The organism is Pseudodesulfovibrio indicus (genome assembly GCF_001563225.1).
Lineage (GTDB): Bacteria > Desulfobacterota > Desulfovibrionia > Desulfovibrionales > Desulfovibrionaceae > Pseudodesulfovibrio > Pseudodesulfovibrio indicus.
Genome location: NZ_CP014206.1, coordinates 2,465,113 through 2,490,687, shown reverse-complemented (window position 1 = coordinate 2,490,687; position 25,575 = coordinate 2,465,113). Strand labels below are relative to the sequence as shown.

General features: G+C 62.0%; 29 protein-coding genes. 19 read left to right on the top strand and 10 right to left on the bottom strand.

Annotation, left to right across the window (positions count from 1 at the left end):
* Positions 1 to 4: 4 nt before the first annotated feature.
* Positions 5 to 1,201, top strand: coding sequence for an iron-containing alcohol dehydrogenase (locus AWY79_RS11145; RefSeq protein WP_066807185.1), 1,197 nt, complete (start codon positions 5 to 7; stop codon positions 1,199 to 1,201).
* Positions 1,202 to 1,270: 69 nt separating this feature from the next.
* On the opposite strand, the gene AWY79_RS11140 is transcribed toward AWY79_RS11145, so the two are convergent.
* Entirely contained in the window at positions 1,271 to 1,654 is a 384-nt protein-coding gene (locus AWY79_RS11140) for a hypothetical protein (protein ID WP_066803721.1), read from the bottom strand.
* Positions 1,655 to 1,744: 90 nt separating this feature from the next.
* On the bottom strand, positions 1,745 to 2,968 hold the full coding sequence (locus tag AWY79_RS11135; RefSeq protein WP_066803719.1) for a M24 family metallopeptidase: 1,224 nt from the start codon (positions 2,966 to 2,968) through the stop codon (positions 1,745 to 1,747).
* Between the two features lie 85 nt (positions 2,969 to 3,053).
* On the opposite strand from AWY79_RS11135, the gene AWY79_RS11130 reads away from it, so the two are divergent.
* From AWY79_RS11130 to hisF, 5 genes are all read left to right on the top strand, one after another.
* Positions 3,054 to 3,473, top strand: a complete 420-nt coding sequence (locus AWY79_RS11130) for a CoA-binding protein (RefSeq protein WP_066803716.1) — start codon at positions 3,054 to 3,056, stop codon at positions 3,471 to 3,473.
* The gene (locus AWY79_RS11125) at positions 3,470 to 3,904 is read left to right on the top strand and encodes a YkgJ family cysteine cluster protein (protein ID WP_066803712.1); all 435 of its coding nucleotides are present in this window, start codon (positions 3,470 to 3,472) and stop codon (positions 3,902 to 3,904) included. Before AWY79_RS11130 ends, AWY79_RS11125 begins: the two co-directional genes overlap by 4 nt.
* Before the next feature lie 15 nt (positions 3,905 to 3,919).
* On the top strand, positions 3,920 to 4,690 hold the full coding sequence (locus tag AWY79_RS11120) for a J domain-containing protein (RefSeq protein ID WP_066803709.1): 771 nt from the start codon (positions 3,920 to 3,922) through the stop codon (positions 4,688 to 4,690).
* A 131-nt stretch (positions 4,691 to 4,821) separates the two neighbouring features.
* Positions 4,822 to 5,463: an imidazole glycerol phosphate synthase subunit HisH gene (hisH, locus tag AWY79_RS11115; RefSeq protein ID WP_066803706.1), complete on the top strand. Its 642-nt coding sequence runs from the start codon at positions 4,822 to 4,824 to the stop codon at positions 5,461 to 5,463.
* Positions 5,453 to 6,232, top strand: coding sequence for an imidazole glycerol phosphate synthase subunit HisF (gene hisF, locus AWY79_RS11110; protein WP_066803704.1), 780 nt, complete (start codon positions 5,453 to 5,455; stop codon positions 6,230 to 6,232). Before hisH ends, hisF begins: the two co-directional genes overlap by 11 nt.
* A 377-nt stretch (positions 6,233 to 6,609) precedes the next feature.
* On the opposite strand, the gene moaC is transcribed toward hisF, so the two are convergent.
* From moaC to AWY79_RS11090, 4 genes are read right to left on the bottom strand one after another with little or no spacing between them, the layout of a single operon-like run.
* Positions 6,610 to 7,089, bottom strand: coding sequence for a cyclic pyranopterin monophosphate synthase MoaC (gene moaC, locus AWY79_RS11105; RefSeq protein WP_066803702.1), 480 nt, complete (start codon positions 7,087 to 7,089; stop codon positions 6,610 to 6,612).
* Between the two features lie 3 nt (positions 7,090 to 7,092).
* The gene (gene dnaJ, locus AWY79_RS11100) at positions 7,093 to 8,208 is read right to left on the bottom strand and encodes a molecular chaperone DnaJ (RefSeq protein ID WP_066803700.1); all 1,116 of its coding nucleotides are present in this window, start codon (positions 8,206 to 8,208) and stop codon (positions 7,093 to 7,095) included.
* A gap of 10 nt (positions 8,209 to 8,218) precedes the next feature.
* Positions 8,219 to 8,446: a DNA-directed RNA polymerase subunit omega gene (gene rpoZ / locus AWY79_RS11095; protein ID WP_066803698.1), complete on the bottom strand. Its 228-nt coding sequence runs from the start codon at positions 8,444 to 8,446 to the stop codon at positions 8,219 to 8,221.
* A gap of 37 nt (positions 8,447 to 8,483) precedes the next feature.
* Entirely contained in the window at positions 8,484 to 9,818 is a 1,335-nt protein-coding gene (locus AWY79_RS11090) for a DUF4340 domain-containing protein (RefSeq protein ID WP_066803696.1), read from the bottom strand.
* Positions 9,819 to 9,985: 167 nt separating this feature from the next.
* Between AWY79_RS11090 and AWY79_RS11085 the strand changes: the two genes are divergently transcribed.
* From AWY79_RS11085 to AWY79_RS11025, 13 genes are all read left to right on the top strand, one after another.
* The gene (locus AWY79_RS11085; protein ID WP_066803694.1) at positions 9,986 to 10,735 is read left to right on the top strand and encodes a tRNA lysidine(34) synthetase; all 750 of its coding nucleotides are present in this window, start codon (positions 9,986 to 9,988) and stop codon (positions 10,733 to 10,735) included.
* A gap of 62 nt (positions 10,736 to 10,797) precedes the next feature.
* Positions 10,798 to 11,703 carry a M23 family metallopeptidase gene (locus AWY79_RS11080; RefSeq protein ID WP_066803692.1) on the top strand — a complete coding sequence of 302 codons (906 nt, stop codon included), beginning with the start codon at positions 10,798 to 10,800 and terminating at the stop codon, positions 11,701 to 11,703.
* Positions 11,704 to 11,821: 118 nt separating this feature from the next.
* Positions 11,822 to 12,610, top strand: coding sequence for a flagellar biosynthetic protein FliR (gene fliR, locus AWY79_RS11075; RefSeq protein WP_066803690.1), 789 nt, complete (start codon positions 11,822 to 11,824; stop codon positions 12,608 to 12,610).
* A gap of 12 nt (positions 12,611 to 12,622) precedes the next feature.
* Positions 12,623 to 13,693, top strand: a complete 1,071-nt coding sequence (flhB, locus tag AWY79_RS11070; RefSeq protein WP_078063757.1) for a flagellar biosynthesis protein FlhB — start codon at positions 12,623 to 12,625, stop codon at positions 13,691 to 13,693.
* Positions 13,694 to 13,756: 63 nt separating this feature from the next.
* Entirely contained in the window at positions 13,757 to 15,856 is a 2,100-nt protein-coding gene (gene flhA / locus AWY79_RS11065; protein WP_066803688.1) for a flagellar biosynthesis protein FlhA, read from the top strand.
* Between the two features lie 9 nt (positions 15,857 to 15,865).
* On the top strand, positions 15,866 to 16,936 hold the full coding sequence (locus AWY79_RS11060; RefSeq protein ID WP_066803685.1) for a flagellar biosynthesis protein FlhF: 1,071 nt from the start codon (positions 15,866 to 15,868) through the stop codon (positions 16,934 to 16,936).
* Between the two features lie 16 nt (positions 16,937 to 16,952).
* Entirely contained in the window at positions 16,953 to 17,780 is an 828-nt protein-coding gene (locus AWY79_RS11055) for a MinD/ParA family protein (protein ID WP_066803682.1), read from the top strand.
* Positions 17,722 to 18,507, top strand: coding sequence for a FliA/WhiG family RNA polymerase sigma factor (locus tag AWY79_RS11050; RefSeq protein ID WP_066803678.1), 786 nt, complete (start codon positions 17,722 to 17,724; stop codon positions 18,505 to 18,507). The genes AWY79_RS11055 and AWY79_RS11050 overlap by 59 nt, the downstream gene beginning before the upstream one ends.
* A gap of 23 nt (positions 18,508 to 18,530) precedes the next feature.
* On the top strand, positions 18,531 to 18,911 hold the full coding sequence (locus tag AWY79_RS11045) for a chemotaxis response regulator CheY (protein ID WP_066803674.1): 381 nt from the start codon (positions 18,531 to 18,533) through the stop codon (positions 18,909 to 18,911).
* A gap of 20 nt (positions 18,912 to 18,931) precedes the next feature.
* Positions 18,932 to 19,639, top strand: a complete 708-nt coding sequence (locus AWY79_RS11040) for a flagellar basal body-associated FliL family protein (protein ID WP_066803671.1) — start codon at positions 18,932 to 18,934, stop codon at positions 19,637 to 19,639.
* 3 nt (positions 19,640 to 19,642) lie between these two features.
* A complete protein-coding gene (locus AWY79_RS11035) occupies positions 19,643 to 19,972 on the top strand; it encodes a hypothetical protein (RefSeq protein ID WP_066803668.1) in 330 nt (109 codons plus the stop codon).
* A gap of 17 nt (positions 19,973 to 19,989) precedes the next feature.
* Positions 19,990 to 20,397, top strand: a complete 408-nt coding sequence (locus tag AWY79_RS11030) for a hypothetical protein (protein WP_066803665.1) — start codon at positions 19,990 to 19,992, stop codon at positions 20,395 to 20,397.
* A 13-nt stretch (positions 20,398 to 20,410) separates the two neighbouring features.
* Positions 20,411 to 21,235 carry a hypothetical protein gene (locus tag AWY79_RS11025; RefSeq protein ID WP_066803662.1) on the top strand — a complete coding sequence of 275 codons (825 nt, stop codon included), beginning with the start codon at positions 20,411 to 20,413 and terminating at the stop codon, positions 21,233 to 21,235.
* Positions 21,236 to 21,483: 248 nt separating this feature from the next.
* Here AWY79_RS11025 and lpxC read toward each other — a convergent pair whose 3' ends face one another.
* The 4 genes from lpxC to AWY79_RS11005 all read right to left on the bottom strand — a co-directional run bounded on the left by lpxC (position 21,484) and on the right by AWY79_RS11005 (position 25,451).
* Entirely contained in the window at positions 21,484 to 22,401 is a 918-nt protein-coding gene (gene lpxC / locus AWY79_RS11020; RefSeq protein ID WP_066803659.1) for a UDP-3-O-acyl-N-acetylglucosamine deacetylase, read from the bottom strand.
* Between the two features lie 182 nt (positions 22,402 to 22,583).
* Positions 22,584 to 23,435 carry a peptide chain release factor N(5)-glutamine methyltransferase gene (prmC, locus tag AWY79_RS11015; RefSeq protein ID WP_066803656.1) on the bottom strand — a complete coding sequence of 284 codons (852 nt, stop codon included), beginning with the start codon at positions 23,433 to 23,435 and terminating at the stop codon, positions 22,584 to 22,586.
* Between the two features lie 19 nt (positions 23,436 to 23,454).
* A complete protein-coding gene (prfA, locus tag AWY79_RS11010) occupies positions 23,455 to 24,522 on the bottom strand; it encodes a peptide chain release factor 1 (protein WP_066803653.1) in 1,068 nt (355 codons plus the stop codon).
* Entirely contained in the window at positions 24,522 to 25,451 is a 930-nt protein-coding gene (locus tag AWY79_RS11005; RefSeq protein WP_233490909.1) for a DUF1385 domain-containing protein, read from the bottom strand. Before AWY79_RS11005 ends, prfA begins: the two co-directional genes overlap by 1 nt.
* Between the last annotated feature and the right edge of the window lie 124 nt (positions 25,452 to 25,575).

The following is a 25,575-nucleotide window of genomic DNA, read 5'->3' as shown; positions in this document are numbered from 1 at the left end:
GACCGTGCTCAACTTCCAATATTATATGCCAACCCGGATCATCTTCGGCCCCGGCACCCTGGACCAACTCGGCGACACCCCGTACCTGCCCCGGGGCGGAAAGGCCATGATCGTCATCGGCGAGTCCGGGGTCATGGTCCGCCAGGGCTACCTCTCCCGCGTCCAGTCCCTGCTCTCCAAGCAGGACGTCCAGACCATCGTCTTCGACAAGATCAAGCCCAACCCGGAATCCGACGCCGTGGACGAGGCGGCGGCCATCTGCCGGGACAAGGGCGTGGACTTCGTGGTCGGCCTGGGCGGCGGGTCCACCATCGACTCGGCCAAGGCCATCGCCACCATGGCCGCGAACAAAGGCAAATACTGGGACTACATGCAGTCCGGTTCCGGCGGCGGCCAGGAGCCCGAAAACGACGCCCTGCCCATCGTGGCCATCCCGACCACGGCCGGCACCGGCACCGAGGCCGACCCCTGGACCGTGATCACCAAATCCGGCACCGATTCCTTCGAAAAGATCGGCTGGGGCAACGACGCCACCTTCCCGGCCCTGTCCATCGTGGACCCGGAGCTGATGCGCTCGGTGCCGCCCAAGCAGACCGCCTACACCGGCATGGACGCCTTCTTCCACGCCACCGAGGCGTACCTGGCCACCTGCCGCCAGCCCGCCAGCGACATGCTCGCCCTGGAGGCGGTCCATCTCATCGCCCACACCCTGCCCCAGGCAGTGGCCGAGGGCGACAACCTGGAGGCACGGACCATCATGGCCTGGGCGTGCACCGCCGCCGGGCTGTGCGAGTCCTATTCCTCGTGCATCTCGCAACATTCCATGGAGCACGCCCTGTCCGCCTTCCACCCGGACCTGCCCCACGGCGCGGGCCTGGTGCTGCTCTCCAAGGCGTACTTCGGCTTCCTGGCCGCCAACGGCGAGGAGCGCCTCGGCGACCTGGCCCTGGCCATGGGCGACACCCTGGAGGAGTCCCTGGACGAGGAAGTGAGCGGCGTGGCCTTCCTGGACGCCCTGGACAAGCTGATCACCGACATCGGACTGGCCGACGAGAAACTCTCGGACTACGGCGTGACCCGCGAGGAAATACCGATGCTGGCCGAAAACGCCCTGACCACCATGGGCGCGCTCTTCGACATCACCCCGGTGAGCATGTCCATGGAGGACGTCATCGCCATCTTCGAGGCGGCCTACGAATAGGCGGCCTGCGAATGGAAACCCGGCGCCAGCCAATGAAAAAGGCTCCCTTCAGGGAGCCTTTTTCTTGCATCAGTTCCGGGGCTGGCCCAGGAGCCATTCCTGGGCTTCCTTCTGGTTGAGGAAACTCTTGTAGCTGGCCGAACGGTTGACCAGGGCGGTCTCCACCAGGCGGCTCACGTCGAGGTTCTGGACGCAGGAGATTACCGCCAGCCGAAGACCGAGCCTGTTCCCGCCGATTTTCTCCATGTGGTCGGCAAAGGTGATGACATCAAGGGGAGTCAACCGAAGCTTGAAGGTCCGGTTATCCACCAGCACCTTGGACGCGCGGGTCTCCTGGGCCTTGGCCACGAGCGCCAGCCCCCAGCGTATGAACGACTCGGAATCCAAAACTTCGCCGTCGGTGATGCACAGCAGGTAGCCGTCCTTTACGGTGAATATCTGTGAATATGTCATCCTGTCGTATTCCTTATCAAAATCCTTTTAAATTGAGAGTGGATTACGACCGTATCCTGCCCTCGGCCCCATTACAACCTCGTTATAATCCTACTCCACGGGGATCATGTCGTACCGATCGCCGGAGATGCACCGGCACCCGTCGGCCGTGATCTCGAAGGTGTTCTCCACGCCGACCATGGCCACGCCCCGGATGGACTGCTTGGGCTCCAGGGCCAGGACCATGCCCTGCTGAAGCGGCAGGGAAAAGCCCTTGGCCACGGGCGGAAACTCGTCGATGGTCAGGCCGATGCCGTGGCCCACGAAGGGGACCTGGTTCTCGTCCAACCCCATGAACCCCTCGGCAAATCCGCGCCGCTCCGCCTGGTCCAGGCAGTACAGGTACAGCTCCTCCGGGGTCACGCCGGGTTTGGCCGCGGCGCACATCCAGTCCTGGAGCTCCATGCAGAAGTCGTGCGCCTTCCGGACCTCGTCCGGGATGGAGTCGACGCTGCCCGCAAAATAGGCCTGGGTCTTGTCCGTGTGGTAGCCCTCCAGCTGGAAGCCGATGTCGAGCATGAGCGGCTCGCCCGGTTCCCATATCTTGTTCGCGTTGCCCATCAGGGCCGAGGCCGGATGTTCGCCGCGCAACCCCAGGGGGCCGTTGAACCCGCTGGGATAATTCCCGGAGTCACCGGCTGACACATGGCCCAGGAACGCCTCCTCGCCGTGGGCCTGCATGCGTAGAATGCCCATGTGTCCCTCGGAGAAGAACGTCTCCCAGGCGAGGTGGGCGATCTCCCGCTCGGTCATGCCGGGGCGCATCTTTTTCGGCAGCAGGTCGTACAGGCAGAGGTGGTGCTTCGCGCCGCAGCGGCGCAGGATCTCCAACTCGTATTCGGACTTGACCATCTTGGCCAGGGCCACGGCGTGGTCGCCGGACACGATCTCGTAATTCTTGAGCTTGTTCGCCAGCATCAGCCCCAGCTGCCAGGTCAGGCCGGACATGACCGCGGCCAGGGTCCGGGTGAACGGACTGCCCGCGTCGGCGCACAACCCCGGCAGCTCCGAATACGACTTGTACGGCAGGACGGTGCAGCCGCCCGCTTCCAGCCTGGCCCGGTTGACGCCCTTGCGGATGAGCAGCACCGGCTCGCCCGTAAGCGGCAGCCAGAGCACCCCCTGGCCGTAGGTTCCTGTCAGGTAGTAGATATTCAGCCGGGAAAAGACGAGGAGACCTCCGGCGCCGGGGGCCACGTCGGCCAGATGGGTACGGACGGCGTCCTGCCGCCGGGCGAGTTCTGCTTCGGGAATGCGGGCGATGGCTTCGAACATGAAAACTCCTTCGGGGATATATCGACTAGGCAATCGGGAGGGTTTGCTGTACAAGAACCTTCTCCCTACAGCGAGGTATCGAACGATGTTGATCGACATGAAAGAGCTAGCCCCCCTGCTGCGCGAGGTCAAGACCATCGCCGTGGTCGGGGCTGTGGACAAGCCGGGACGACCCGTGGACATGGTGGGCCGCGCGCTCATCGACATGGGCTTCGAGGTCATCCCGGTCCACCCCAAGCGCAGCGACGTCTGGGGGCTGACCACCTACCCCACTCTGGCCGACATTCCCGTGCCGGTGGACCTGGTGGACATCTTCCGCGCGCCCCAGTTCTGCGCGGACCACGCCTACGAGGTCCTGGACATGAACCCGCTGCCCAGGGTCTTCTGGATGCAGTCCGGCATCACCAGCCCCGAAGCCAGGCAGATCCTCGCCAGAAGTCCCATAACCGTGGTCGAGGACCGCTGCACCAAGGTCGAATTCCAGGCCATGGGGATATCCCGATGATCGAAGCGTTCGAATGCCGCATGTGCGGCCACTGCTGCCAGGGCGAAGGCGGCATCGTCATGACCGGCAAGGACCGCCGGAGGCTGGCCGCCCACCTGTCCGTGACCGAAGAGGAGCTGATCTCCCGCTACTGCCATCAGCGCGGCGGCAAGCTGCACCTGAACGCGGGCGAGGACGACTACTGCGTCTTTTACCGCGAAGGCTGCTCCGTGCACCCGGGCAGGCCGGACATCTGCCGCGCCTGGCCGTACTTCCGGGGCAACCTGGTCGACGAGACCAGCTGGGAGATGATCCAGGAATACTGTCCCGGCGTGAACCCAGAGGCCGGACACGCCGAGTTCGTCCGCCAGGGACGCGAGTATTTGCACACCAACGACCTTTTGCGCTATGATCCCGACACTTCGCCCAACGCACTGATCTCTGAAGAATAAAGGACGCGCCCACCCATGAACCTCCAGGAATGCCTCAAGGAGCTTCAGCTCGCCCCCGGAGCGACCCTGGAGGAAGTGAAGACCGCCTTCCGCAAGCTGGCCTTCAAATACCACCCGGACCTCAATCCCGAGGCCGGCGCAGCCATCAGGTTCCGCACGGTCAACGAGGCCTACGTCACCGCCAAGAAGCTCTTCGAGACGGGCCAGGCCCAGCCGCGCAAGGAGGGGACGCCCAAGCCCGACCAAGGCCCCAGGGCCACGGCGGACCAGGGGGCCAAGGCGTACCGGAAGCAACAGCGCAAGGCCCCGCCTCGACCGGAACAGGAACGCTCGGCCCGGGCCAAGAACCAGAAATACTACTATCGCGAGGAAGAGGTCCTGCGGACCATCCTCAACGATCCCTTTGCCAAGAAGGTCTTCGAGGACATCTACTCCCAGATCCGCCAGCAGCAGCCCGGCTATACGGGGCCGCTCGAACTCAAGAAGCGCAGCCTTCAACTCCACTGGGGCGAGCGCACCCTGAACCTCGACTTCTCCAAGGGGATCAAGGGTTGGATCAAGGGACAGATGGATTTCGAGCAGACCGTCTACTACCCGGCCAGCCAGCTCATGCCGGGGCGCAAGGTGCGGATCAGCGTGGACCACCCGTTCGGCAAGGGACCGAAGACCATCGAGGTCACCCTGCCCCAGGACTTCGTGGTCGGCCGTCCCATCCGGCTCAAGGGACTGGGCCGCAAGCTCGGTCCGCTCAAGGGCGACCTGCTCCTGCGCATCCTCACCAGATAGGGTGCTCCGGCAACCCGCCGCCCGCGTTTGCCAATCCTGGCATACATTTTTGGCGGACAGAAAAAACCCTTGTTTTCCCCGGCTATTTTTACTAGTCGCTGTAGCATACCGACATTTAAGCGGAGGCTACGATGCTCGTCATCTTCGACTACAAGGCTGGGAACCAGACCAGCGTCCACAGGGCGCTCGAACACCTTGGCATCCCCAACGAAATTACCAATGATCCCGAAAAACTGAACGCGGCCGCAGGAATCATCTTTCCGGGCGTCGGCGCTGCGGGACAGGCCATGGAAGAACTGGAATCCGGCGGCCTGGACGAGGTCATCAAAGAGCTGATCGCGCGGAAGAAGCCGGTTCTCGGCATCTGCGTGGGTTGCCAGATTCTCCTGGACTATTCCGAGGAGAACGACACCAAGGCCCTGGAAGTGATCCCCGGCGAATGCCGTCTGTTCAACCCCTCCTGGGTGGACTACGAGGACATCCAGATCCGCGTCCCGCACATGGGCTGGAACCAGATCGAACTGATCAAGGAGTGCGAGCTCTTCGAAGGCATCGATCCGGACGCGGACTTCTACTTCGTCCACAGCTACTACCCCGCTCCCCAGGAGGAGTTCATCATCGGCACCACCCGGTACGGCATCGACTTCTGCTCGGTGCATGGCCGCAGGGGGTTGTGGGCCGTCCAGTTCCACCCGGAGAAGAGCGGCCGCCCCGGCCTGAAGATGCTCCGCAACTTCTACAACTACTGTTTGGAGGCCCAGGATGCTCAGTAAACGCGTCATTCCCTGCCTGGACGTGCGCAACGGTCGCCTGACCAAGGGCATCAAGTTCGAGGGCAACGTGGACATCGGCGATCCCGTCGAATCCGCCAGGAGATATTACGAGGAAGGCGCGGATGAGATCGTCTTCTACGACATCACCGCCTCCCACGAGGCGCGCGGCATCTTCCTCGACGTGGTCGAAAAGGTCGCCTCGCAGATTTTCATCCCGTTCTCCGTGGGCGGGGGCATCAACACCGTGGACGACATGCGCGACGTGCTCGTGGCGGGCGCGGAAAAGGTCTCGGTCAACTCCGGCGCGGTCAAGAACCCGGACATCATCAGCGAGGGCGCGGCCCGGTTCGGCTCCCAGTGCGTGGTGCTCGGCATGGACGTCAAGCGCGTCCCCGTAACCGAGGACATCCCATCGGGCTACGAGATCGTCATCCACGGCGGCCGCAAATACATGGGCATGGACGCCATCGAATGGGCCAAGACCGGCGAGGCGCTGGGCGCGGGCGAGATCTGCCTGAACTCCATCGACGCCGACGGCGTGAAGAACGGGTACGACCTGGAGCTCACCCGGCTGGTGGCCGAAGCCGTAACCATTCCGGTCATCGCCTCCGGCGGCGCGGGCAACCCCCAGCACATGGTCGAGGCCGTGACCGAGGGCAAGGCCACCGCCGCCCTCATCGCCTCCATCGTCCACTACGGCGAATACACCATCCCCGAAATCAAGAAATACATGTCCGAACACGGCGTCCAGACCCGCATGGTCTGGTAGCCGGTCTGCCGATAAACGGCCATCTGCGTCGTTGCTGCTAAAAATCCAGAGCCTCGGGTATGTCCAATACGCTTCGGCTCTGGATTTTTTTTGCGCCTAGCAGCTGACCATTTCTCGGCAGACCGGCACCACAGGAAGAAGCCCCGACGGAGTTCCGTCGGGGCTTTTTCATTATTTATCTCAATGGAGCGATTCGGGTTTCCCAAACACCCGGCAGCGACCATCTCAATATCTGGACGACTCGGTATTGGCTTTCGAGAGTGATGCAGCTGTGCATTTTTCTTTCAGGGGGCTTTCGCCGCAGCGTAGTAAACCTACGTGAGGACGAAAACCCCCTGGAAAAAAAGTGCAGATGCGCCGCTATCGTAAGCCGCGCCCTACTCGGCGCGGAACGTGCCGGACTTCCCGCCCGACTTGAAGACGAGCCGCGCGCCGTCGATGACGACGTCCTTCTGGACCGCCTTGCACATGTCGTAGATGGTGGCCGCCGCGATCTGGCAGCCCACCAGGGCCTCCATCTCCACGCCGGTCTTGTAGGTGGTCCGGACCTCGCACTCCAAATCAATGGCCGAGGCCTCGTCGAGCACGGTGAAACGGACGTCCACGTAGCTGATGGGCAGCGGGTGGCACATGGGGATGAGGTCGGCGGTCCGTTTGGCGGCCTGAATGCCCGCGATCTTGGCCGTGGTCAGCACGTCGCCCTTGGGCAGCGCGTCTTCCTTGAGCAGCCGCAGGGTCTCCGGCGCAAGCCGGACCGTGCACCGGACAATGGCCGTGCGCTGGCTGTCGTTCTTGGCGGAAACGTCCACCATTCGAGCATTGCCGTCATCATCCATATGCGAGAAGCCGTCTGCCATGCCCTATTCTCCCATCACTTTTTTCTTGGCCTTCTTGAAGAATCCCTTGGCCCGGTTGGAGAGCTTGCTCTTCTCGATCTCGGCGAACTCGCGGAGCAGCTCCTCCTGGCGGCTGTTCAGGTGGGTCGGGGTCTTGACCCGGACCTCCACCAGCAGGTCGCCGTTGTGAGCGGAGCCCAGGTGGGGCAGCCCCAGCCCGCGTAGCCGGAAGACCTCGCCGGACTGGGTGCCGGCCGGGATGTCCAGGTTCACGGGATCGTCCAGGGTCGGGACCTCCAGCCTATGGCCCAGGGAAGCCTCGATCATGGATATCTCGCGGGACAGGATCAGGTTCTGGCCCTGGCGCTCGAAGGTCTCGTCCGGGGTCACGCGGATGACCACGTAGAGGTCGCCCGGAGGCCCGCCGTTGAAGCCCGCCTCGCCCTCGCCGCGCAGCCGCAGCCGGGAGTTGTTGTCCACGCCCGCCGGGATGCGGACGTTGAGGTCCTTGTCCCTGATGACCGAGCCGCGCCCCATGCATTCGTCGCAGGGGTCGGTGATCATCTGGCCCGCGCCCCGGCACTGGGGACAGGTCACGGAAATGCGGAAAAAGCCCTGGGACTGCTGGACGGCCCCGCTGCCGCCGCACTGGGGGCAGATCTGGGGCGAGGACCCGGGGGCCGCACCGGACCCGCCGCAGGACTCGCAGGATTCCTCCACCGGGATCTTGATCCCGACTTCGGTGCCCTTGGCGGCCTCGCGGAAGGAAATCTCCAGGTTGTAGCGCAGGTCGGAACCGGCCCGGGGGCGATTGGCCCCGCGTCCGCCGGAGGCGAAGCCGAAGACCTCTCCGAAGATGTCGCTGAACGCCCCGAAGATGTCCTCGTTGCTGGAGAAGCCGTTAAACCCGTTGCCGTTCATGCCTTCATGGCCGAACCGGTCGTAGGTCCGCCGCTTCTCCTCGTTGCCGAGCACCTCGTAGGCCTCGGCGGCCTCCTTGAACTTGGCCTCGGCGTCTGGGTCGTCCTGATTGCGATCCGGATGGAACTTGAAGGCCAACTTGCGGTAGGCTGTCTTGATCTCGTCCTTGGAGGCCGTTCGCTCGACCTCGAGGATTTCGTAGTAATCGCGTTTGGACATAACCGGCTACTTAGGCATCCTCGTTGGTGGAATTCTCGATATCGAGGTCAATGGAGGTATCCGGGACGACCTTGCCCGCCGCGATCTCGCGCAGGGCGTTGACCACTTCCTTGTTCTTGGTGTCGATCAGCGGCTCGTACCCTTCGCGGTACTGCTTGACGCGCTTGATGCCCATCTGGGTGATCAGGAAGCGGTTGCTCACTTTCTCCAGACAATCTTCAACGGTGATCCGTGCCATGCTATTCTCCTTAAAAGAGGCGTCGTGTAGAGCGCCGTTATTCCTTGTTTGCCGAGCCTGCGGGAAACATGCCCTGCAGGTCCTTGAGCAGCCGGGCGGAGACGGGATAATACATGCCGTCGCCGTTCTTCATCCAGCACTGCCCCTGAGGAAGCTTCGGGTCCGCGTAGAAGGTCACTTCCTTGAGCGGCTTTCCGTCGCCGTCCAGCAGGCGGCAGTCCATGAGTTTCACAGCGGTGGCGGCCAGGTTGTTGAGCGGCAGCGCCTCGAACTGTAACTCTGTAAATCTCCAGAGCGCCATGTCAATGCCGGGGACGGCTTTTTCCCCGCCCACGACCTTCCAGCCCGGATTGTCGCGCTCGATCACATAACGGCGTCCGCCGTGTTCGATGACCAGAGCCGAAATCTGGCTGATGTCCAGGGTGAAGATGTTTCTCCCCTGGACGTCGAAGGCGCTCTTCACCAGCTGGCTGACGCTCTCCGCGTCGAGCAGGAACGGCACGGTCAGCCAGGTGGAACGTCCCAGGTAGTGCTTCACATCGCCTTCGATAGTGAAAAACTCCACCTGCCCGGGGTCATTGGCCCCCTTGGTCCAGACCTTTATGGTCAGGGCCGCCATGCCCCTTTCCGGAACCACCGGCTCAAGCACCAGCTTGCCAGCCCGGAGCAGAGCCAGGGTATGGATATAGAGCTTGATCTCCGAACTGGACGCGCTCTTGCCCTTGAGGTAGCCGGGCAGAGTGAAGACAAATCCCTGTCCCGTCTGCTCCACGAACCAGCTGGAGCCGAACGGCTGCGTCAACTGGACCCTATCCACCTTTTCCTCCTCGAAAGAAAAAACCCTGGTATCAAGGAAATAGGCGGAGGGATGCGCGAACCGGTCGAACACGCTGCCCTCGAACTCGAAGACCCGGTCCGGGCTCTCGGAGTTCCAGCCGTAGGTCCTGCCGGATTCCCCCTTGGCCAGCCGGACCGTCAGGGGCACCTCCTCATCCTTGAACTGGAGGATGATCGTCAGCCCCGGCTGATCCAGTCCGTACGCCTTCAGCCCGTCGCCCCCGGCCCCGTCAAAGGACAGGAGCGGGGTCGATTCGGCCAGGCCGGCCAGCAAATCCTTGACCTTCACCTTGACCGCACGGGCCGCGAGATTCCAGGAGGCCCCGGCCAACAGGATCTCCCATTGCCGCCCCCGGCGGACCAGGTTGTAGGACTCGTCCCCGCCCTGCACGTGGACGGACTTGACCTGGTCCAGGGAATGTGCAAGCCAACGGGACGCGGCTGCTTGCTCCATCAGCACGGTCCTGTACCAGTACGCGCCCCCGGCGGCGACGGCCAGGACGACGATGGCGGCGAAGAGCAGTATCCGTCTCAAGACAGGCATCCTCCGGGGGGGACCTGGTTTCGGTCGCGACAAAGCCCTTTCGGCTTATGCGCGAAAGCTTGTAAAGCTGCCCCATGAGGGCTTGCAAGTCAAGCAGGAATACACTATCTGCCTGACCGGCTCCGGCTTCAATACCAAAACAAACGGGAGAAAGACAGATGGCCTCATGGGGCAAACTCACCTTTGCGCAAAAAAAATGCGTCACCGCCACCGGCAAGCTCATGCAGCGGACCGGCATGGTCTCGGACGGCGCGCGCATCGGCATGGCCATCTCCGGCGGCGTGGACAGCTTCCTGATGCTCAAGGTCCTGACCATCCGCCAGGCGATCATGCCGTTCAAGGTCGAGCTCATGGCCCTGCACGTCAACCCCGGCTTCGACCCGGCCTCGCACCGCCCGCTGGTGGACTGGTGCGCCGGGCACGGCGTGTCCGCGCACATCGAGCTGACGGACTATGGCCCGCGCGCCCACACCGAGGAGAACCGCAAGAATTCCCCGTGCTTCTGGTGCGCCATGCAGCGCCGCAAGCGGCTCTTCGAGTTGTGCCGGGACTACAACCTGACCCACCTCGCCTTCGGCCACAACGCCGACGACAACGTGGTCACCTTCTTCATGAACGTGGTTCAGAACGGCCGCGCGGACGGCCTCTCGGCCAACGAGCCGTTCTTCGGCGGCAACCTCAACGTCATCCGCCCGACCATGCTCCTGGACAAGAAAACCGTCATCAAGGCGGCCCAGCAGTGGGAGCTGCCCGTATGGGAAAACGTCTGCCCCTCCAACGGGTTCACCAAGCGCGACGAAATTCACGAATGGCTGCGCTCCATGTGGCGCACGGACAAACGGATAAAAAACAACATCTTCAACGCCATAACCCGCCAACAAGTTGACTTGACAAGTAAAAAAGTCTAGACTAAAAGTACTCAAAGCTCATAAAAGGCTGCCAAAATAATTTGTAACATGCTGGAAAGGTAATGCTTTTCCGAAAATATCATATAGTTGTCTTTAAAGACAAACAAGGTTCTTGCAAAAAATTCCAGCTCCGGGGCTGGGTTATCGTATCCCTGTTGGTCATGACTGTAGCCATGGCGACAGGGAACGCCATTCTTTGGAACAAGTACGTCGAGCACTCCCGCCTGGAGCAGGGGCTGAACATCGCCGAGAAGACCGTTCAGGAGCAGAAAACCCAGCTCCTGTCCCTCTCCCAGAAGATCACCTCGCTGCAGAACAACCTGACCCGCATCAGGGACTTCGACTCCAAGCTCCGGGTCATGATCAACCTCGACCAGGACGGCAGCCAGGCCGCTGCCCCCAAGGGCGGTCCCGCCAACGAGAATTTCTCCAAGGGATACCTGCCCCTCTACCGCCAGGAGCTCCTGGCGCGCAAGATGCACGAATTCCTGCGCCAGCTGAACGTCGAGGCGCGGCTGGAGGAAGTCCGCCAGCAGGAGATCATGCACACCCTGCGCTCCAACAAGAACATCCTCGAAGCCACCCCGTCCATCTGGCCGACCTCCGGCTGGGTGACCTCCGGCTTCGCCTGGCGCACCTCGCCTTTCACCGGCAAGCGCGAGTTTCACAAGGGCATCGACATCTCCGCCCCCAGGGGCACCCCGATCTACGCCCCGGCGCGCGGCACCGTGACCTACTCCGGCCGCGACGGCTCCTACGGCCTGTCCATCCGGCTGAAGCACAACGCCAGCCTGTCCACCCGCTTCGCCCACCTACACCGCATCGCCATCCAGAACGGCCAGGTGGTCACCCGCGGCGAACTGATCGGCTACGTCGGCAACACCGGCCGCTCCACCGGCCCCCATCTCCACTACGAAGTGCGCCTCAACGGCGTTCCGGTGAATCCCAAACGGTACATCCTCAACTAGACCGGACGCGCGTTCGTGATTTCCTCAGGCCCTTTTGGAACCGGATTTTCCAAAAGGGCCTGTCTTTTGAGAAACACCCCTTCGAACCCGATGGTTCGGGTTTTGCAATGAGCAGGTAATGGAACTCTTCGGCTTCAATCCGGGCGATTTGCTCAGCTACTTCCTGACGCTGTTCCGCATCAGCATCGTGCTCTTCCTGCTGCCGTTCTTCGGGGGCCAGTCCATCCCCAATCCGGTCAAGGCGGCCCTGGTATTGGTCCTGTCCATGGCGGTCTGGCCGCAGCTTTCCTTCCCCGGCTCGATGATGCCCACGGGCTGGAACATCGTGATCATGTTCATCGGCGAGATGATCCTCGGAATGATCCTCGGCATGCTCGTCAATTTTCTGTTCGCCGCGGTCCAGCTGGGCGGCCAGATCATCGGTTTTCAGATGGGGTTCGCCATGGTCAACGTGGTCGATCCCATCACCGGGACATCCAATGCGGTCTCGGCCCACTTCCTGTACATGTGCACCATGCTGACCTTCCTGGTCCTCAACGGGCACCTGTACCTGATCAAGGCCATGGGCATGAGCTTTGAATACGTTCCGCCCGGCTCGCTGTTGATCAGCCCGGAAATCGCGACGAACATCTTCAGATTTTCCAACATCATGTTCACCCTGGCCATCAAGATCGCCGCGCCGGTTATGGCCGCGCTCTTCCTTGTTGACCTGGCCATTGCGCTGATCTCGAGGGCGGCCCCGCAGATGCACGTGCTCGTCCTCGGCTTCCCCATCAAGATCACCGTGGGCTTCTTCTTCCTGGGCTTCATCTTCAGCATCATGGCCCAGTACGTGGGCGACTTCCTGGGCGGGCTGGACGCCCTGTACCGCAACGTGATGTCCTTCGGCATGGCGCACACACCCTAGGCGGGGTTCCAGATGATCGGCCAGGAAGATCCGAGTAGGACAGAAAAAGCCACCTCGAAACAGCGCAAGAAACAGCGCGATCAAGGCAATGTCGCCAAGGGGCAGGAGATCACCAAGGTGATGGTCCTGCTGAGCGGCATCATCTTCATGCGGATCATGATCGGCTTCTATTACGATCAATTCACCGAGATCTACCGCTGGACCTTCCTCGAGGCCATCAACTTCAACGTGGACAAGCCCGTGGCCTACACCCTGTTCACCTGGGGCTTGACGAAGATCGCCATCCTGGTCCTGCCGTTCATGCTGGTCATCGCCTTTGTGGCCTACATTTCCCTGCGCATCCAGGTGGGCTCCCTGTGGACCACCAAGCCCATGAAACCCAAGTTCGGCAAGCTCCTGAACATCACGCGCGGCATCAAGAAACTCATGATCAGCCCTGAGGCGTTCATCAAGCTGGCCAAGTCGATGCTTCAGGCCTTCGCCGTGGGCATCGCGCCCTACATCGTTCTCAAGCAGGAGATGCCGAACCTCCTCCCCCTGTTCCACTCCAACGTCGAGGGGATCATCGCTTACATGCTCTCCATGGGCTACAAGATGGTCTGTTACGCCCTCGTCCCGATGCTCCTCATAGCCGTTGCCGACCTCGTGTACGAACGGTGGAACTACGAAGAGAAGCTCAAGATGACCAAGGACGAGATCAAGGACGAGCGGAAGCAGGCCGAGGGTGATCCCAAAGTCAAGCAACAGCAGCGGCGCAAGATGATGGAGATGATGGCCTCGCGCATGTTCCAGGACATCCCCAAGGCGGACGTGGTCATCACCAACCCGACCCACTACGCCGTCGCCCTCCAGTATGATCCGCTGAAGGCTCCCGCCCCTCTGGTCCTGGCCAAGGGAGTGAACCGCGTTGCCGAACGAATCAAAGAGGTTGCGAGGGAAAACGCCATCCCCATCGAAGAAAACAAACCCTTGGCACAGGCTTTGTATAAACAGGTGGAGATCGGGGAGACCATCCCGGAGGAACTGTTTCAGGCAGTGGCCGCGATTCTGGCGAAGCTGGAAAAATTCAAGCGGCGGCAGTAGGTTAGAAAGGCCAGACTGCACCTCCGGCAAACAACGTTCAAACGTCCGAGAGGTGTCAAAAACATGGCCAATCCCAGCGCCAAATCCGCCATTTCCAACATAGACTACGGAAAGTTCGCCAAGCAGGGCGACATCCTCCTCGCAGGCGGCGTGGTGGTCATCCTCTTCGTCATGCTCATTCCCCTGCCGACCCCGTTCATCGACTTCATGCTCTCGGTCTCCATCTCCCTGGGGCTGGTCATCCTGGTCACCTCCATGTTCATGATCTCTCCCTTGGAGTTCTCCATCTTTCCCTCCCTGCTGCTGGTCACCACCCTGCTCCGGCTGGCCCTGAACGTGGCCACCACCAGGGCAATCCTGCTGCACGGCGACGAGGGCACCTCGGCCGCGGGGTCGGTCATCCAGAGTTTCGGAGAGTTCGTTGTCGGCGGCAACTACGTCATCGGCATCGTCATCTTCATGATCCTGTTCATCCTGAACAAGACAGTCATCGTCACCGGTACCACGCGTATCGCCGAGGTCGCGGCCCGCTTCACCCTGGACGCCATGCCGGGCAAGCAGATGGCCATTGAGGCGGACCTCAACGCGGGACTCATCGACGAGGAAACGGCCACCAAGAAACGCGAGGACCTGCGCCGCGAAGCGGACTTCTACGGTGCCATGGACGGTGCGGGCAAGTTCGTTTCGGGAGACGTCAAGGCGGGCCTGATGATCACCGCCATCAACATCATCGGCGGGTTCCTCATCGGCGTGATCCAAAAGGACATGCAGTGGATGGACGCGGCCCAGACCTACACCCTGCTGACCATCGGTGACGGCCTGGTGGCCACCATCCCGTCCCTGATCATCTCCACCTCCGCAGGCATCATCGTTTCCCGCGCGGCCGCCGAGGCCAAGATGGGCGAGGAATTCATCGGCCAGCTCTCCTACCACCACAGGGCGCTGAAGCTCGTCTCCGGCATTCTGGTGATTTTCGGCGTCGTCCCCGGCATGCCGACCATTCCGTTCCTGACCCTGGCGGTCATCGTCTACACCGTCGCCCGCCTCTCGGCCAAGCAGCAGAAGAGCTTCGCCGTGGACGTGGAGGAGAAGGACCAGAAGCAGGCGTCCACCCTGGACACCCCGGAGGAGGTCCAGGCCCTGCTGCCCCTGGACCAGCTGGAGCTGGAGGTCGGCTACGGCCTGATCCCGCTGGTGGACGAGGAGCAGAGCGGCAATCTGCTCTCCCGCATCCGGTCCATCCGGCGCCAGTTCGCCCTGGACATGGGCGTGGTCGTGCCCTCCCTGCACCTGCGGGACAACCTTCAGCTCAAGCCGGGCGAATACCGCGTGCTCATCAAGGGCAACCCGGTGGCCAGCGCCGAGCTGCTCATCGACCACTACCTGGCCATGGACCCGGGCGACGCCAAGCACCGCATCGACGGCGTGGAAACCGTGGAGCCCGCCTTCAACCTTCCCGCCGTCTGGATTCCCGAGGCGCAGAAGGAGGAGGCCATGCTCTCCGGCTACACCGTGGTCGATCCGTCCACGGTCATCGCCACCCACCTCACCGAGGTCTTCCGCCGCAACCTGCACGAATTCCTCGGCCGCCAGGAGACCCAGGAGCTGCTCAACAACCTGTCCAAGCGCGCGCCCAAGGCCGTGGAGTCGCTGGTCCCCGGCGTGCTCAGCATCGGCGGCGTACAGAAGGTGCTCCAGGCTCTGGTCCAGGAAAACGTGTCCATCCGCGACCTGCTGACCATCGTCGAGACCCTGGCCGACTACGGCCCGGTCACCCAGGACCCCGGCCAGCTCACGGAATACGTCCGCGCCCGCATGGGCCGGACCATCGTCAAGTCCTACGTGGGCGACGACGGCACCCTGCCGATCATCACTCTGAGCCCGCAGGTGGACGAGATTCTGGCCTCGGCCATCCGCCCGGCGGAACAGGGCGGCTATCTGGCGCTGGAGCCGGGCGTGGCCCAACGGCTCATCCAGGCCATCAACCGCTCCACCGAAGACGCCATGGTGGCGGACGGCCAGCCCATCCTGCTGGTCATCCCCCAGATCAGGGCGCAGCTCGCACAACTGCTCAACCGCTTCATCCCGACCCTGCCGGTCATCTCGCAGGCCGAGATTCCGGCGGACGTCAAAATTCAGTCGGCCGCAACCGTTGAAATGTAGGATCAGATTATGAGAATGAAGACGTTCCGGGCCGCCACCTCCACGGCCGCCTTTGCCAAGGTCAAATCCGAACTCGGCGACGAGGCCGTGATCCTGTCCAACAAGACCGTCACCGAAAACGGGTGCAAGTGCTGCGAGATAGTGGCCGCCGTGGAAGGCGAGCCCGCCCGCCCGCGCCGCAACACCCGAGACGGCGTGATGGACGCCGCCCTCCAGGACTCGGTGGGCTGGCAGCGGGAATGGAGCCAGATCAAGGGCCAGATCATGGCCCTGATGAAGCCCCAGATGGACCCCTCCCGGCTCTCGCCCAAGCAGAAGATCGCCTTGGAATACCTGGAGCGCGAGGAAGTGGACGAGCGCGTCCTGACCCACATCTACTGCACCCTGCGCGAGACCCCGGACTGCGCGGTGATGACCGCCCTGGACCCACTGCTCAAGGCGACCCCGTTCAAGGTCGGCTCCTGGGCCAACAAGTTTCACGCCTTTGCCGGCCCCGGCGGCGCGGGCAAGACCTCCAGCCTCATCCGGCTGGCCCTGCGCATCAAGAAGGAGCGGCCGCGCACCCGGCTGTGCCTGGCCACGGCCGACGGCGGACGCGGCAAAGGCCGCCTGGTGCTCAAGCACTATGCCGAACTCGGCGGGCTGGCCTTCCGCGAGATCATCACCCGCGACGACTTCGCCCTGCTGCACCAGGAATCCAAGCAGTTCGACATGGTCCTCATCGACCTGCCCGGCCTGTCCGGAGCCACCAACCTGGAAGAGTGGTCCTGCCTGTACGGGCTGAACGAGTGCCGGGACCTGTCCGTGCACCTGGTCCTGAACCCCTATTACAGCCGGGGCCAGTTCGAACGGTTCGTGGACAAATACAAAAGTGAGCAACTAGCAAGCGTTATCTGGACGAAACTCGATGAAGCCTGTACATTCGGGGCAATATTGAACATGGCGTTCGCAAGCGGTCTGCCGGTATCCGCCCTTTCCTACGGGCCCGGCCTGAAAAACAGCATCCTGCCCGCGTCGGAAGAAATGGTCTGGCGGCTGCTGTTCATGCGCACCCTGCCCAACGGCGACATTCAACCTTAAGGAGAACGCATACGCCATGAGTTCGAAACTCCCCCTGGTCCTCTCCGTCACCTCCGGCAAGGGCGGCGTCGGCAAGACCAACATGTCGGTCAACCTGGCCTATTCCCTGAGCGCCGCGGGCAAGAACGTGGTCCTGCTCGACGCAGACCTCGGCCTGGCCAACGTGGACGTCATCCTCGGCCTGAACCCGCAATACAATCTCTTCCACCTGTTCCACGAGGACATGACCCTGGACAAGATCCTCTTCGACACCCCCTACGGGTTCAAGATCCTCCCGGCCTCCTCCGGGGTCAGCGACATGGTCAACCTGGACCGGGGCCAGAAGCTCGACCTGCTGGACGCCATGGATTCCCTCGAGGACAACGTGGACTACCTGATTGTGGACACGGGCGCGGGCATCAACGACAACGTGCTCTACTTCAACCTGGCCGTGCAGGAACGGCTGTTGGTGATCACCCCGGAGCCGACCTCCCTGACCGACGCCTACGCGCTGATCAAGGTGCTCAAGCTGCACCACGGCGTGGAGCGGTTCCGCGTGCTGGTGAACATGGTCAAGGACAACAAATCGGCCCGCGAAGTCTACCTCAAGCTGCTCAACGCCTGCGACCACTTCCTGGACGGTATCTCGCTCGACCTGGTCGGGTTCGTGCCCTACGACCAGAACGTCCGCAATTCGGTCATCGCCCAGACCCCGTTCTGTCACAAATTTCCCAAAACGCCGGCCAGTTCCGCTGTCCGGCAGGCGGCTCAGAAAATCAAGACCTGGCAGGTAACCCCCAACACCGATGGCAATATTAAATTCTTCTGGAAGAAACTCCTCTTCCGGGAACGATCCGTGGCTTGAGCTGGAGCAGGGCGTCAAGCATTGGGACGATTTTTCGCCGCGGGACCGGGAAAACATCGTTCGCTTCTACGCGCCCAAAATCCGGATTCTGGCCCTGCGGCTCAAAGCGAAGCTGCCCCAAAGCGTTGAGCTCAACGAGCTCATCAGCGCGGGCAGCCTCGGCCTTCTGGATGCCCTCGGCAAGTTCAACCCGGACCTGGGGATCAAGTTCGACACCTACTCGGAGAACCGCATCAAGGGGGCCATGCTTGACGAGTTGCGGCGCATGGACTGGTTCTCGCGGGGGCTGAGACAGAAGGTCAAGGTGCTGGAGGACTCCATGCGCCAGATCGAGCACGAGACGGGCTCTCCGGCCACCCCCGAGCAGCTCTGCGAGCGCACGGGCATGACGGACCGCGAGGTCCAGCAAGGGCTGGAGGCGCTCAACAACCAGGTCTGCCTGAGCCTCGACTCGTTCCAGGACAATCTCATCGGTCAGAAGAAGATGACCGACAACGAACCGTTCCAGTCCGCCGCCTTTCAGGAGATTGTTGACAAAGTAGCCAATCTCATTGAAGAATTGACGCCGAGAGAAAAATTGGTCATATCTCTGTATTATGGTGAGGAGTTGAACATGAAGGAGACCGCCGAGGTTATGGACATAACCGAGGGCCGAGTCTCACAACTGCACTCACAAGCCTTGAATAAATTGAGAAAAACGTTCAGAGCTCGTTACGAAAACGAGTAGTATCCACGGAAAGGAGACCTTCGATGGCTTATGACACCAACATGCGCGTCCTGGTTGTGGACGACTTCTCCACCATGCGTAAAATCATCAAGAACATCCTGCGCCAGCTGGGGTTCAACAATATCGTCGAGGCCGATGACGGTTCGACCGCGTGGGAAGTCCTCAACAAGGACAACATCGATTTCATCGTCTCTGACTGGAACATGCCCACCATGTCCGGCATCGAGCTGCTGCGCAAGGTGCGCGCCAGCGAGGAGTACGCGGACATCCCCTTCCTGATGGTCACCGCCGAGGCCCAGCAGGAAAACATCATCGAGGCTGTCCAGGCCAAGGTGTCCAACTACATCGTCAAGCCGTTCACCCCTGAAACACTGGGCCAGAAGATCGACAAAATCTTCGCTTAAGCGCCCACTAGGCGTATACCATGGTCTTGCTTGTCCCGGATGATTCCGAAGAGGTGACCGCCCCTGCCTCCGAGCAGCGGAAGGCTCAGTTGGACGACGCCGAGGCAAGCAGGGCCACGCAGAAGGTCGACCTCGATCTCGACGACGCCCCGTTCCTGGAGGACGAGGACGAAGAGGAAGAGATCGAGGAGGTCGAGGTCGAGACTTCCCTGCTCAAGGAGGAGCCCAGGGAATCCAAGCCGGGACTGGCCGCCCTCCTGCGCAACAAGGTCGTCCTCATCTCCCTGGGCGTCATTCTCATTCTCCTCGTCGTCATCGTCATCCTGCTCCTGCGCGAACCCGAAGCGCCCCCTGCGCCGCCTCCACCGCCCGTGGAAGAGACCGTGCCCGAGGAAGAGGCTCCGCCGGCAGTGGAGGAGACGCCGTCCATCGTCATCAAGCTCGATCCCTTCTTCATCGAGCAGCGCGACAGCGAAGGCGTCGTCCGCTTCCTGGAGGTCAGCATTCTCGTTTCCACCGAGGACGACGGGCTGGCCCGGCAGTTCAAGCAGGATGTCTACACCATCCGCAACGCCCTGTTCTATTATCTCAAGAATAAGGATTTGCAGTTTTTGACCGATAAGGAGAACAGCGACAAACTCAAGAAGGAGTTGTTGGCGATCATCAACCAGTACATGGGGTTTGGTCAGTTCGACACCCTGCTGTTCGAACAATATCTTGTGAGGTAAGCCATGAGCTCGACTCCGCTGGACCTTCCGGTCCTCATCTCCCAGCTGCCCTTCGTGCAGAAGATCGCCCATGCGGAAAAGGCCAAGCCCGAGGTGCACAAGCTGTTGTTCGGGCCGCTCATCCAGGAGCAGTTGCGCAGGCGCGAGGGCATGGTCCAGCAGGTCAACAAGAAGGAAGCCACCGCCCCCGTCGACCGGGACGGCCACAACAACGAACAACAGGAAGCTTCCTCGCAGCGCAGGGAAAAGGAACCCCAGGAAGAGGATTCCCCGGACACCGGGGCCTCCAGCGGCTCCCCCTGGTCCGGTAACATCGTCAACGTCAAGATTTAGCCCAAAGGGACGCCCCTATGTCCGACCTGCTCATCATCCTCTTCACCGTCAGCGAAGTCGTCCTGCTCGTTGTTGTCATCCTTTTCTTCCTCCGGCTGCGAAAGTCCGAGACCCTGCTCTCCGGCCTCCAGGCCAGCCAGCAGGAGTTCCTCAAGCGGCTGCAGTTCAATACCCAGCTGGAGAACGAACTGGTGGCCACCTTCGAGCAGCGCCAGCAGGAGCTGGTGGCCCTCAACAGCCAGCTGGAGCGCAAGGCCGCCGAGCTGCAACACCTGGTCAAGCTCGCCAACGAGTACTGCAAGTCGCCGCAATTCATGCGTGAAATCATCATCCAGGGATACCGCTCCGGCAAGTCGGCGGTACAGCTGGCCAAGTCCACCGGCCTGGGCCTGGACGAGGTCGAGCTGATCATCGATCAGGCCTGATCGGGGAGCCGCCATGCGCATCTCCGGTTCGGGCACGGGCAACGGCTCCTTCGGCAACGGGGGCAGCCGCTCCGATAACTTTCGCAGGAAGCACCGCGTCGGCCAGAAGGTCCGGGGGCTGCTGCTCAAGAATCTCCCCGACGCCATGGCCTGGGTGGACATCGACGGCGACCGCCTCCTGGCCCAGCTTGAAAGCGCCCACCCGGAAGGGTCGCGGCTCTTCTTTCTCGTCCAGAAACTGACCCCGCAGATCGTGCTCAAGGAGCTGCCCTGGACCGGAGGCGGAAAGGGTGACGGGCTCTCTCTCATGGGCGACTTCGACGCCGCGCGGACCCTGTTCGAGAACCGGTTCCGGCCCGCCCTGTCCGAGGCGGACCTGTCGGGCAAACCGCTCCCCCTGGCTCTCTTCCTCAAGCTGCTGGCCGGGTCCCACGCACTTCGCACCGCCTATCTGGACGCGGCGGCCTGCGCACGGACCATCGGCAAGACCCTGGACGGCGCGGGCAAGGGACGCCTTCTCTACCAACCGTGGCTCGCCCCGGACGGACGGCGCCAGGCCACGCTCATCCGAGGCGGCGGCGCGGCCGAAGGTCTGACCGAGACCCTGGTGGAGTACGACCACGCCCGCATGGGGCTGGTCCGGGTCCAGTTCCTGACCCGCAACAACGACCTGACCTGCAAGGTGCTGCTCCAGCATCCCGAACAATCCACCCCCCTGGCCCGCTACCTCGCCAGCCGCGCCCACGGCGGGCCCGTGGCCATCAATCATCTCGGCGTGGGGCGGCTCCCGCGCACCAGCCACGGCGGCATCGTGGCCGAGGCATTGTTCCAGAGCTAGGCGCTCTCAGCCTCCGCCCAACAAGATTTTGAGCGCGGCAACAACCAAACAGGAACCAGTCATTCATCTCCTGGAAAAAGAAAGTCGGACGTTGAAAGCCGCTTCGCGGCCCACGGCGCTCTCGCCTCCCTCTTCCGCGCCTGCGGTGCCTTTTCCATAGCTGCGCACCGTTCGGCTTCTGAAAAGGGAAATATGCCAAAAAAAAGCCCGCCGATTGGCGGGCTTTTTCAGTCCTCAGGGATGACCAACTAGGCCACGGCGCTGACCGGACGCAGCCGCTCGGTTCCGAGGGATTCCTCGACAACCGCGGACTCCCCGACCTTCTCTTCAAGATACAGGTCGCGGTTTTCGTCTAGGTGGCGCAGGAAGGCGTTGTTCAGGGCGTGACCGGAGGCGAAGACCTCGAAATGCCCCTGCAGGCGCGATCCGAAGATGGCCATGTCGCCGACAAAGTCCAGCATCTTGTGGCGCACGAACTCGTCCTGGAAGCGGAGGCCTTCGGCGTTCAGGATGTTGTACTCGTCCAGGACCACCGCATTGTCCAGGGACCCGCCAAGGGCCAGGCCGTTGGCATGCAGGTAATCGACTTCCTTGAGGAAACCGAACGTCCGCGCCTTGGCGAGATGCTGGGCGAAATTCTCGGGGGTGATCTCCAGGACCATCTGCTGGCGGCCGATGAGCGGATGCGCGAAATTGATGGTGTAGTCCAGGCGCAGCCCGTCGTAGGGGGTCGCCTTGATGTACTTGCCGTCCTGCTCGAATTCGACGGCCTTCTTGATGGCCAGGACCTTGCGGGACTTGTTCAGCTTGCGGATGCCCGCCTGCTTGAGCAGGTAGACGAAAGAGGCGGCGCTGCCGTCCATGATGGGCAGCTCCTTGCCGGAAACCTCGATGTGGATGTTGTCGATGCCCATGCCGTTTATGGCGGCGAGCAGATGTTCGACGGTGGCCAGGGTCTCGCGGCCGTCGCCCAGCACCGTGGCCAGGCTGGTCTCCACGACCAGGGACGGGGCGGGAGTCAGAAAAGTGGAACCTGAACCGTTGCGTAGGGAGAACAGGATCCCGGTGTCCTCGGCGGCCGGACGCAGGACCATGTCCACCTGCCTTCCGCTGTGGAGCCCGATTCCGGTGCAACGTACTGATCTATGTATAGTTGTCTGAGACATTATTCCTCCGGTTGATTAACCAGTCACAAAATAGCAAGAATAATGCCACAGGCAAGTAGACTTATATCTATGCGAAACCATTGATTAATCCGAACAAAACGCCATCCCGACCGTTGTTGTATTCCCGCAAATCTTTGTATTTTTACAACAACGAAACGGGGTGAGGTGTTGCATTTCTGAGATTATAATCTTTTCGTAGACACCACGCGGTCCAATCCCGCCAGGTCCTTGAGGACCGTAACTTCATCAAATATCGAATAATTATTGGTAATGATTCTCACGATTGCATCCCCTTGCCCGAAACCGATTTCCATGAGCAGCCGGCCGCCGTGTTTCAGCGAGGTGACGATTCCGGGGAGCATGGCCCGGACGTGATCCAGCCCGTCCTCGCCGCTGACCAGCGCGCCCGTCGGCTCGAAGGCCGTGACCTCGCGGCTTGCCTCCTCGAACTCCCTTTGCGTCACATAGGGCGGGTTGGAAACGATAAGGTCGAACTCTCCCTCAACCGTTTCTCTCGTGAAATCGAGCCGTTGGAAATCGATGCGGTCGGCCACGCCGTGGGCCTTGGCGTTTTCTTCGGCCACGGCCAGCGCCTCGGCGCTGATGTCCACGGCCACCCCGCTCGCCCCGGGGAAGAGCGTGGCGATGGTCACGGCCAGGATGCCGGACCCGGTACCCAGGTCCGCGAAGCGGAATTCGGCTCGCTTGTCGAAGGCCTTCTCGACCTCTTCCACGATGTGTTCGGTCTCGGGCCTGGGGATGAGCACTGCGGGGGTGACGAGGAAGTCCAACCCGTAGAACTCCCTGGTGCCGAGGATGTAGGCCACGGGTTCGCCCCCTTCCCGGCGGCGGATCAGCGCTTCGACCGAGGCCAGCTCGTGATCGGAAAGCGCCCTGTCGCGGTCAAGCGTCAGGGTCAGGCGCGGGCAGCCGAGGGCGTGGGCCAAGAGCAGTTCGGCGCTCAAACGAGGCGAGTCCACGCCGGAGAGGCGGGACTCGCTTTCTTGAATGACTTCCCTGATGGTGGGAGACACGGGGTATTCCGGCGAACCGTTAATCGCCCTGCCGCTTCAGCGCCTCGGCCTGGAAATGGCTGACCAGGGCGTCGGTGAGCTCCTGCAGCTCGCCCTCCATGATCTGGGGGAGCTTGTGCAGGGTCAGGTTGATGCGGTGGTCGGACACGCGGCCCTGGGGATAGTTGTAGGTGCGGATGCGCTCGGACCGGTCGCCGGAGCCGACCTGGCTGCGGCGGGCGGCCTCTTCCTCGGCCTTGGCCTTGTCCTGTTCGATCTGGAGCAGGCGGGAGCGCAGGACCTTGAGGGCCTTGGCCTTGTTCTTGTGCTGCGATTTCTCGTCCTGGCAGATGACGATCAGCCCGGAGGGAATATGGGTCACGCGGATGGCCGAGTCCGTGGTGTTGACCGACTGGCCGCCGGGACCGGAAGAGCGGAACACGTCCACGCGCAGGTCCTCGGGCCGGATGTCCACGTCCACCTCTTCGGCCTCGGGCATGATGGCCACGGTGATGGCCGAAGTGTGGATGCGGCCCTGGGATTCGGTGGCCGGGACGCGCTGCACCCGATGGGTGCCGGACTCGTATTTCAGCTTGCTGTAGACCTTGTCGCCCGCGATGGAGGCGATGACTTCCTTGTAGCCGCCGGAACCGGTGGGGTTGGAGCTCATCTCCTCGACCTTCCAGTGGTTGATTTCGGCGTAGCGGCAGTACATGCGGTAGACGTCCGCCGCGAACAGGGCGGCCTCGTCGCCGCCGGTGCCGGCCCGGATTTCGAGAATGATGTTCTTCTCGTCCATGGGGTCCTTGGGCAGCAGCAGGAGCTTGAGTTCTTCCTCCAGGGCGGGCAACTGCTCCTCGATCTCCTCGATCTCGGCCTTGGCCATCTCGCGGATGTCGGCGTCCGAATCGGCCATCATCTCGCGGTTGTCCTCAAGGTCCTTGGAGAGCTGCTTGTAGCGGCGGAAGACCTCGACGACGTCGCCGAGATCGGCGTGCGCCTTGGAGACCTTCTTGTACCGCTCCTGGTCGTTGAAAATGTCGGGCTCGGCCAGCTCCTGCTCCAGCTCGACGTATTTTTCCTCAATCTCTTCTAGCTTGCCAAACATTATCGGCACTCCTCGGCGTTAACCGCGCAGCGCAGGGCGGCGATGGCCACCTCAAGCTGGCTGTCGTCTGGTTCCTTGGTGGTCAGCATCTGCATCATCAGCCCGGGCCAGCACATCAGCTTGCACAACCCGTTCTTGCTGTACTTTCCGGCGAACTTGATCATCTCGTAGGCCACGCAGCTGACCGGAATCATGAGAAAGAGCTTCATGCCGACGATGTACAGGTGCTTGACGATGAAATTTTCGGGCGAATAGAAGGTCAGCAGCCAGGGGACCAGCACCGCGTACAGCATGATGGAGACCGCCAGCACGAATAGCAGGAAGGCGGTCCCGCAGCGCGGGTGGAGGCGGCTGAAGAACCGGCTGGAGGCCGGGGAAAGCTCCCTGCCCTCCTCCCAGGTCCAGATGACCTTGTGCTCGGCCCCGTGGTACTGGAAAACCCGGCGGATGTCCGGGATATAGGAAATGGCCAGGATGTAGCCGACGAAGACGATCATCTTGATCAGCCCGTCCCAGGCGTGGAAGCTCAAGGAGTCCACGTCGCCGCCCAGGCCGAGCATCTCCATGCCCACGGACAGGAAGTGCGGCAGGACAACGAACAGGCCGAGCGCGGCGCCCAGCGCCAGCACCATGGTCAGGACCAGGTGCCAGGTGGTCAGTTCGCCGCCCTCTTCGTCGGTGTCGTCGGCGGCCTGGACCGCGGAATAGTTCAGGGCCTTGATCCCGTTGACCATGGTTTCCATGAGCACCGGGAATCCGCGCAGGAAGGGTTTCTTGAGCAAGGGATGCTTGACCAATGTGAACCACGGGCGGACGTCGGTGACGATCTGTCCGTCCGCCTTGCGGATGGCGATGGCGAGATGGTCCTTGGCGCGCATCATGACGCCTTCGATCACAGCCTGCCCGCCCACGGCCTGGGGCGCAGCCAAGGTCAAGAGTCCTCGCAAATTCAAGCAGTTACCCTCCGGTGATGAAAACCCTGAATCGGTCGAATTGCTCATTTCACAACAAGTGAAATTAAGAACTCCCGAACCGATTGTAAAGTCCGCCGAA

What these genes read in the sequence shown, in the direction of transcription:
- AWY79_RS11140 (WP_066803721.1), bottom strand. Translation starts at nt 1,654, where the DNA reads ATGACATATTCACAGATATTCACCGTAAAGGACGGCTACCTGCTGTGC.
- AWY79_RS11135 (WP_066803719.1), bottom strand. Translation starts at nt 2,968, where the DNA reads ATGTTCGAAGCCATCGCCCGCATTCCCGAAGCAGAACTCGCCCGGCGG.
- AWY79_RS11130 (WP_066803716.1), top strand. Translation starts at nt 3,054, where the DNA reads ATGTTGATCGACATGAAAGAGCTAGCCCCCCTGCTGCGCGAGGTCAAG.
- AWY79_RS11125 (WP_066803712.1), top strand. Translation starts at nt 3,470, where the DNA reads ATGATCGAAGCGTTCGAATGCCGCATGTGCGGCCACTGCTGCCAGGGC.
- AWY79_RS11120 (WP_066803709.1), top strand. Translation starts at nt 3,920, where the DNA reads ATGAACCTCCAGGAATGCCTCAAGGAGCTTCAGCTCGCCCCCGGAGCG.
- hisH (WP_066803706.1), top strand. Translation starts at nt 4,822, where the DNA reads ATGCTCGTCATCTTCGACTACAAGGCTGGGAACCAGACCAGCGTCCAC.
- hisF (WP_066803704.1), top strand. Translation starts at nt 5,453, where the DNA reads ATGCTCAGTAAACGCGTCATTCCCTGCCTGGACGTGCGCAACGGTCGC.
- moaC (WP_066803702.1), bottom strand. Translation starts at nt 7,089, where the DNA reads ATGGCAGACGGCTTCTCGCATATGGATGATGACGGCAATGCTCGAATG.
- dnaJ (WP_066803700.1), bottom strand. Translation starts at nt 8,208, where the DNA reads ATGTCCAAACGCGATTACTACGAAATCCTCGAGGTCGAGCGAACGGCC.
- rpoZ (WP_066803698.1), bottom strand. Translation starts at nt 8,446, where the DNA reads ATGGCACGGATCACCGTTGAAGATTGTCTGGAGAAAGTGAGCAACCGC.
- AWY79_RS11085 (WP_066803694.1), top strand. Translation starts at nt 9,986, where the DNA reads ATGGCCTCATGGGGCAAACTCACCTTTGCGCAAAAAAAATGCGTCACC.
- AWY79_RS11080 (WP_066803692.1), top strand. Translation starts at nt 10,798, where the DNA reads ATGCTTTTCCGAAAATATCATATAGTTGTCTTTAAAGACAAACAAGGT.
- fliR (WP_066803690.1), top strand. Translation starts at nt 11,822, where the DNA reads ATGGAACTCTTCGGCTTCAATCCGGGCGATTTGCTCAGCTACTTCCTG.
- flhB (WP_078063757.1), top strand. Translation starts at nt 12,623, where the DNA reads ATGATCGGCCAGGAAGATCCGAGTAGGACAGAAAAAGCCACCTCGAAA.
- flhA (WP_066803688.1), top strand. Translation starts at nt 13,757, where the DNA reads ATGGCCAATCCCAGCGCCAAATCCGCCATTTCCAACATAGACTACGGA.
- AWY79_RS11060 (WP_066803685.1), top strand. Translation starts at nt 15,866, where the DNA reads ATGAGAATGAAGACGTTCCGGGCCGCCACCTCCACGGCCGCCTTTGCC.
- AWY79_RS11055 (WP_066803682.1), top strand. Translation starts at nt 16,953, where the DNA reads ATGAGTTCGAAACTCCCCCTGGTCCTCTCCGTCACCTCCGGCAAGGGC.
- AWY79_RS11050 (WP_066803678.1), top strand. Translation starts at nt 17,722, where the DNA reads ATGGCAATATTAAATTCTTCTGGAAGAAACTCCTCTTCCGGGAACGAT.
- AWY79_RS11045 (WP_066803674.1), top strand. Translation starts at nt 18,531, where the DNA reads ATGGCTTATGACACCAACATGCGCGTCCTGGTTGTGGACGACTTCTCC.
- AWY79_RS11040 (WP_066803671.1), top strand. Translation starts at nt 18,932, where the DNA reads ATGGTCTTGCTTGTCCCGGATGATTCCGAAGAGGTGACCGCCCCTGCC.
- AWY79_RS11035 (WP_066803668.1), top strand. Translation starts at nt 19,643, where the DNA reads ATGAGCTCGACTCCGCTGGACCTTCCGGTCCTCATCTCCCAGCTGCCC.
- AWY79_RS11030 (WP_066803665.1), top strand. Translation starts at nt 19,990, where the DNA reads ATGTCCGACCTGCTCATCATCCTCTTCACCGTCAGCGAAGTCGTCCTG.
- AWY79_RS11025 (WP_066803662.1), top strand. Translation starts at nt 20,411, where the DNA reads ATGCGCATCTCCGGTTCGGGCACGGGCAACGGCTCCTTCGGCAACGGG.
- lpxC (WP_066803659.1), bottom strand. Translation starts at nt 22,401, where the DNA reads ATGTCTCAGACAACTATACATAGATCAGTACGTTGCACCGGAATCGGG.
- prfA (WP_066803653.1), bottom strand. Translation starts at nt 24,522, where the DNA reads ATGTTTGGCAAGCTAGAAGAGATTGAGGAAAAATACGTCGAGCTGGAG.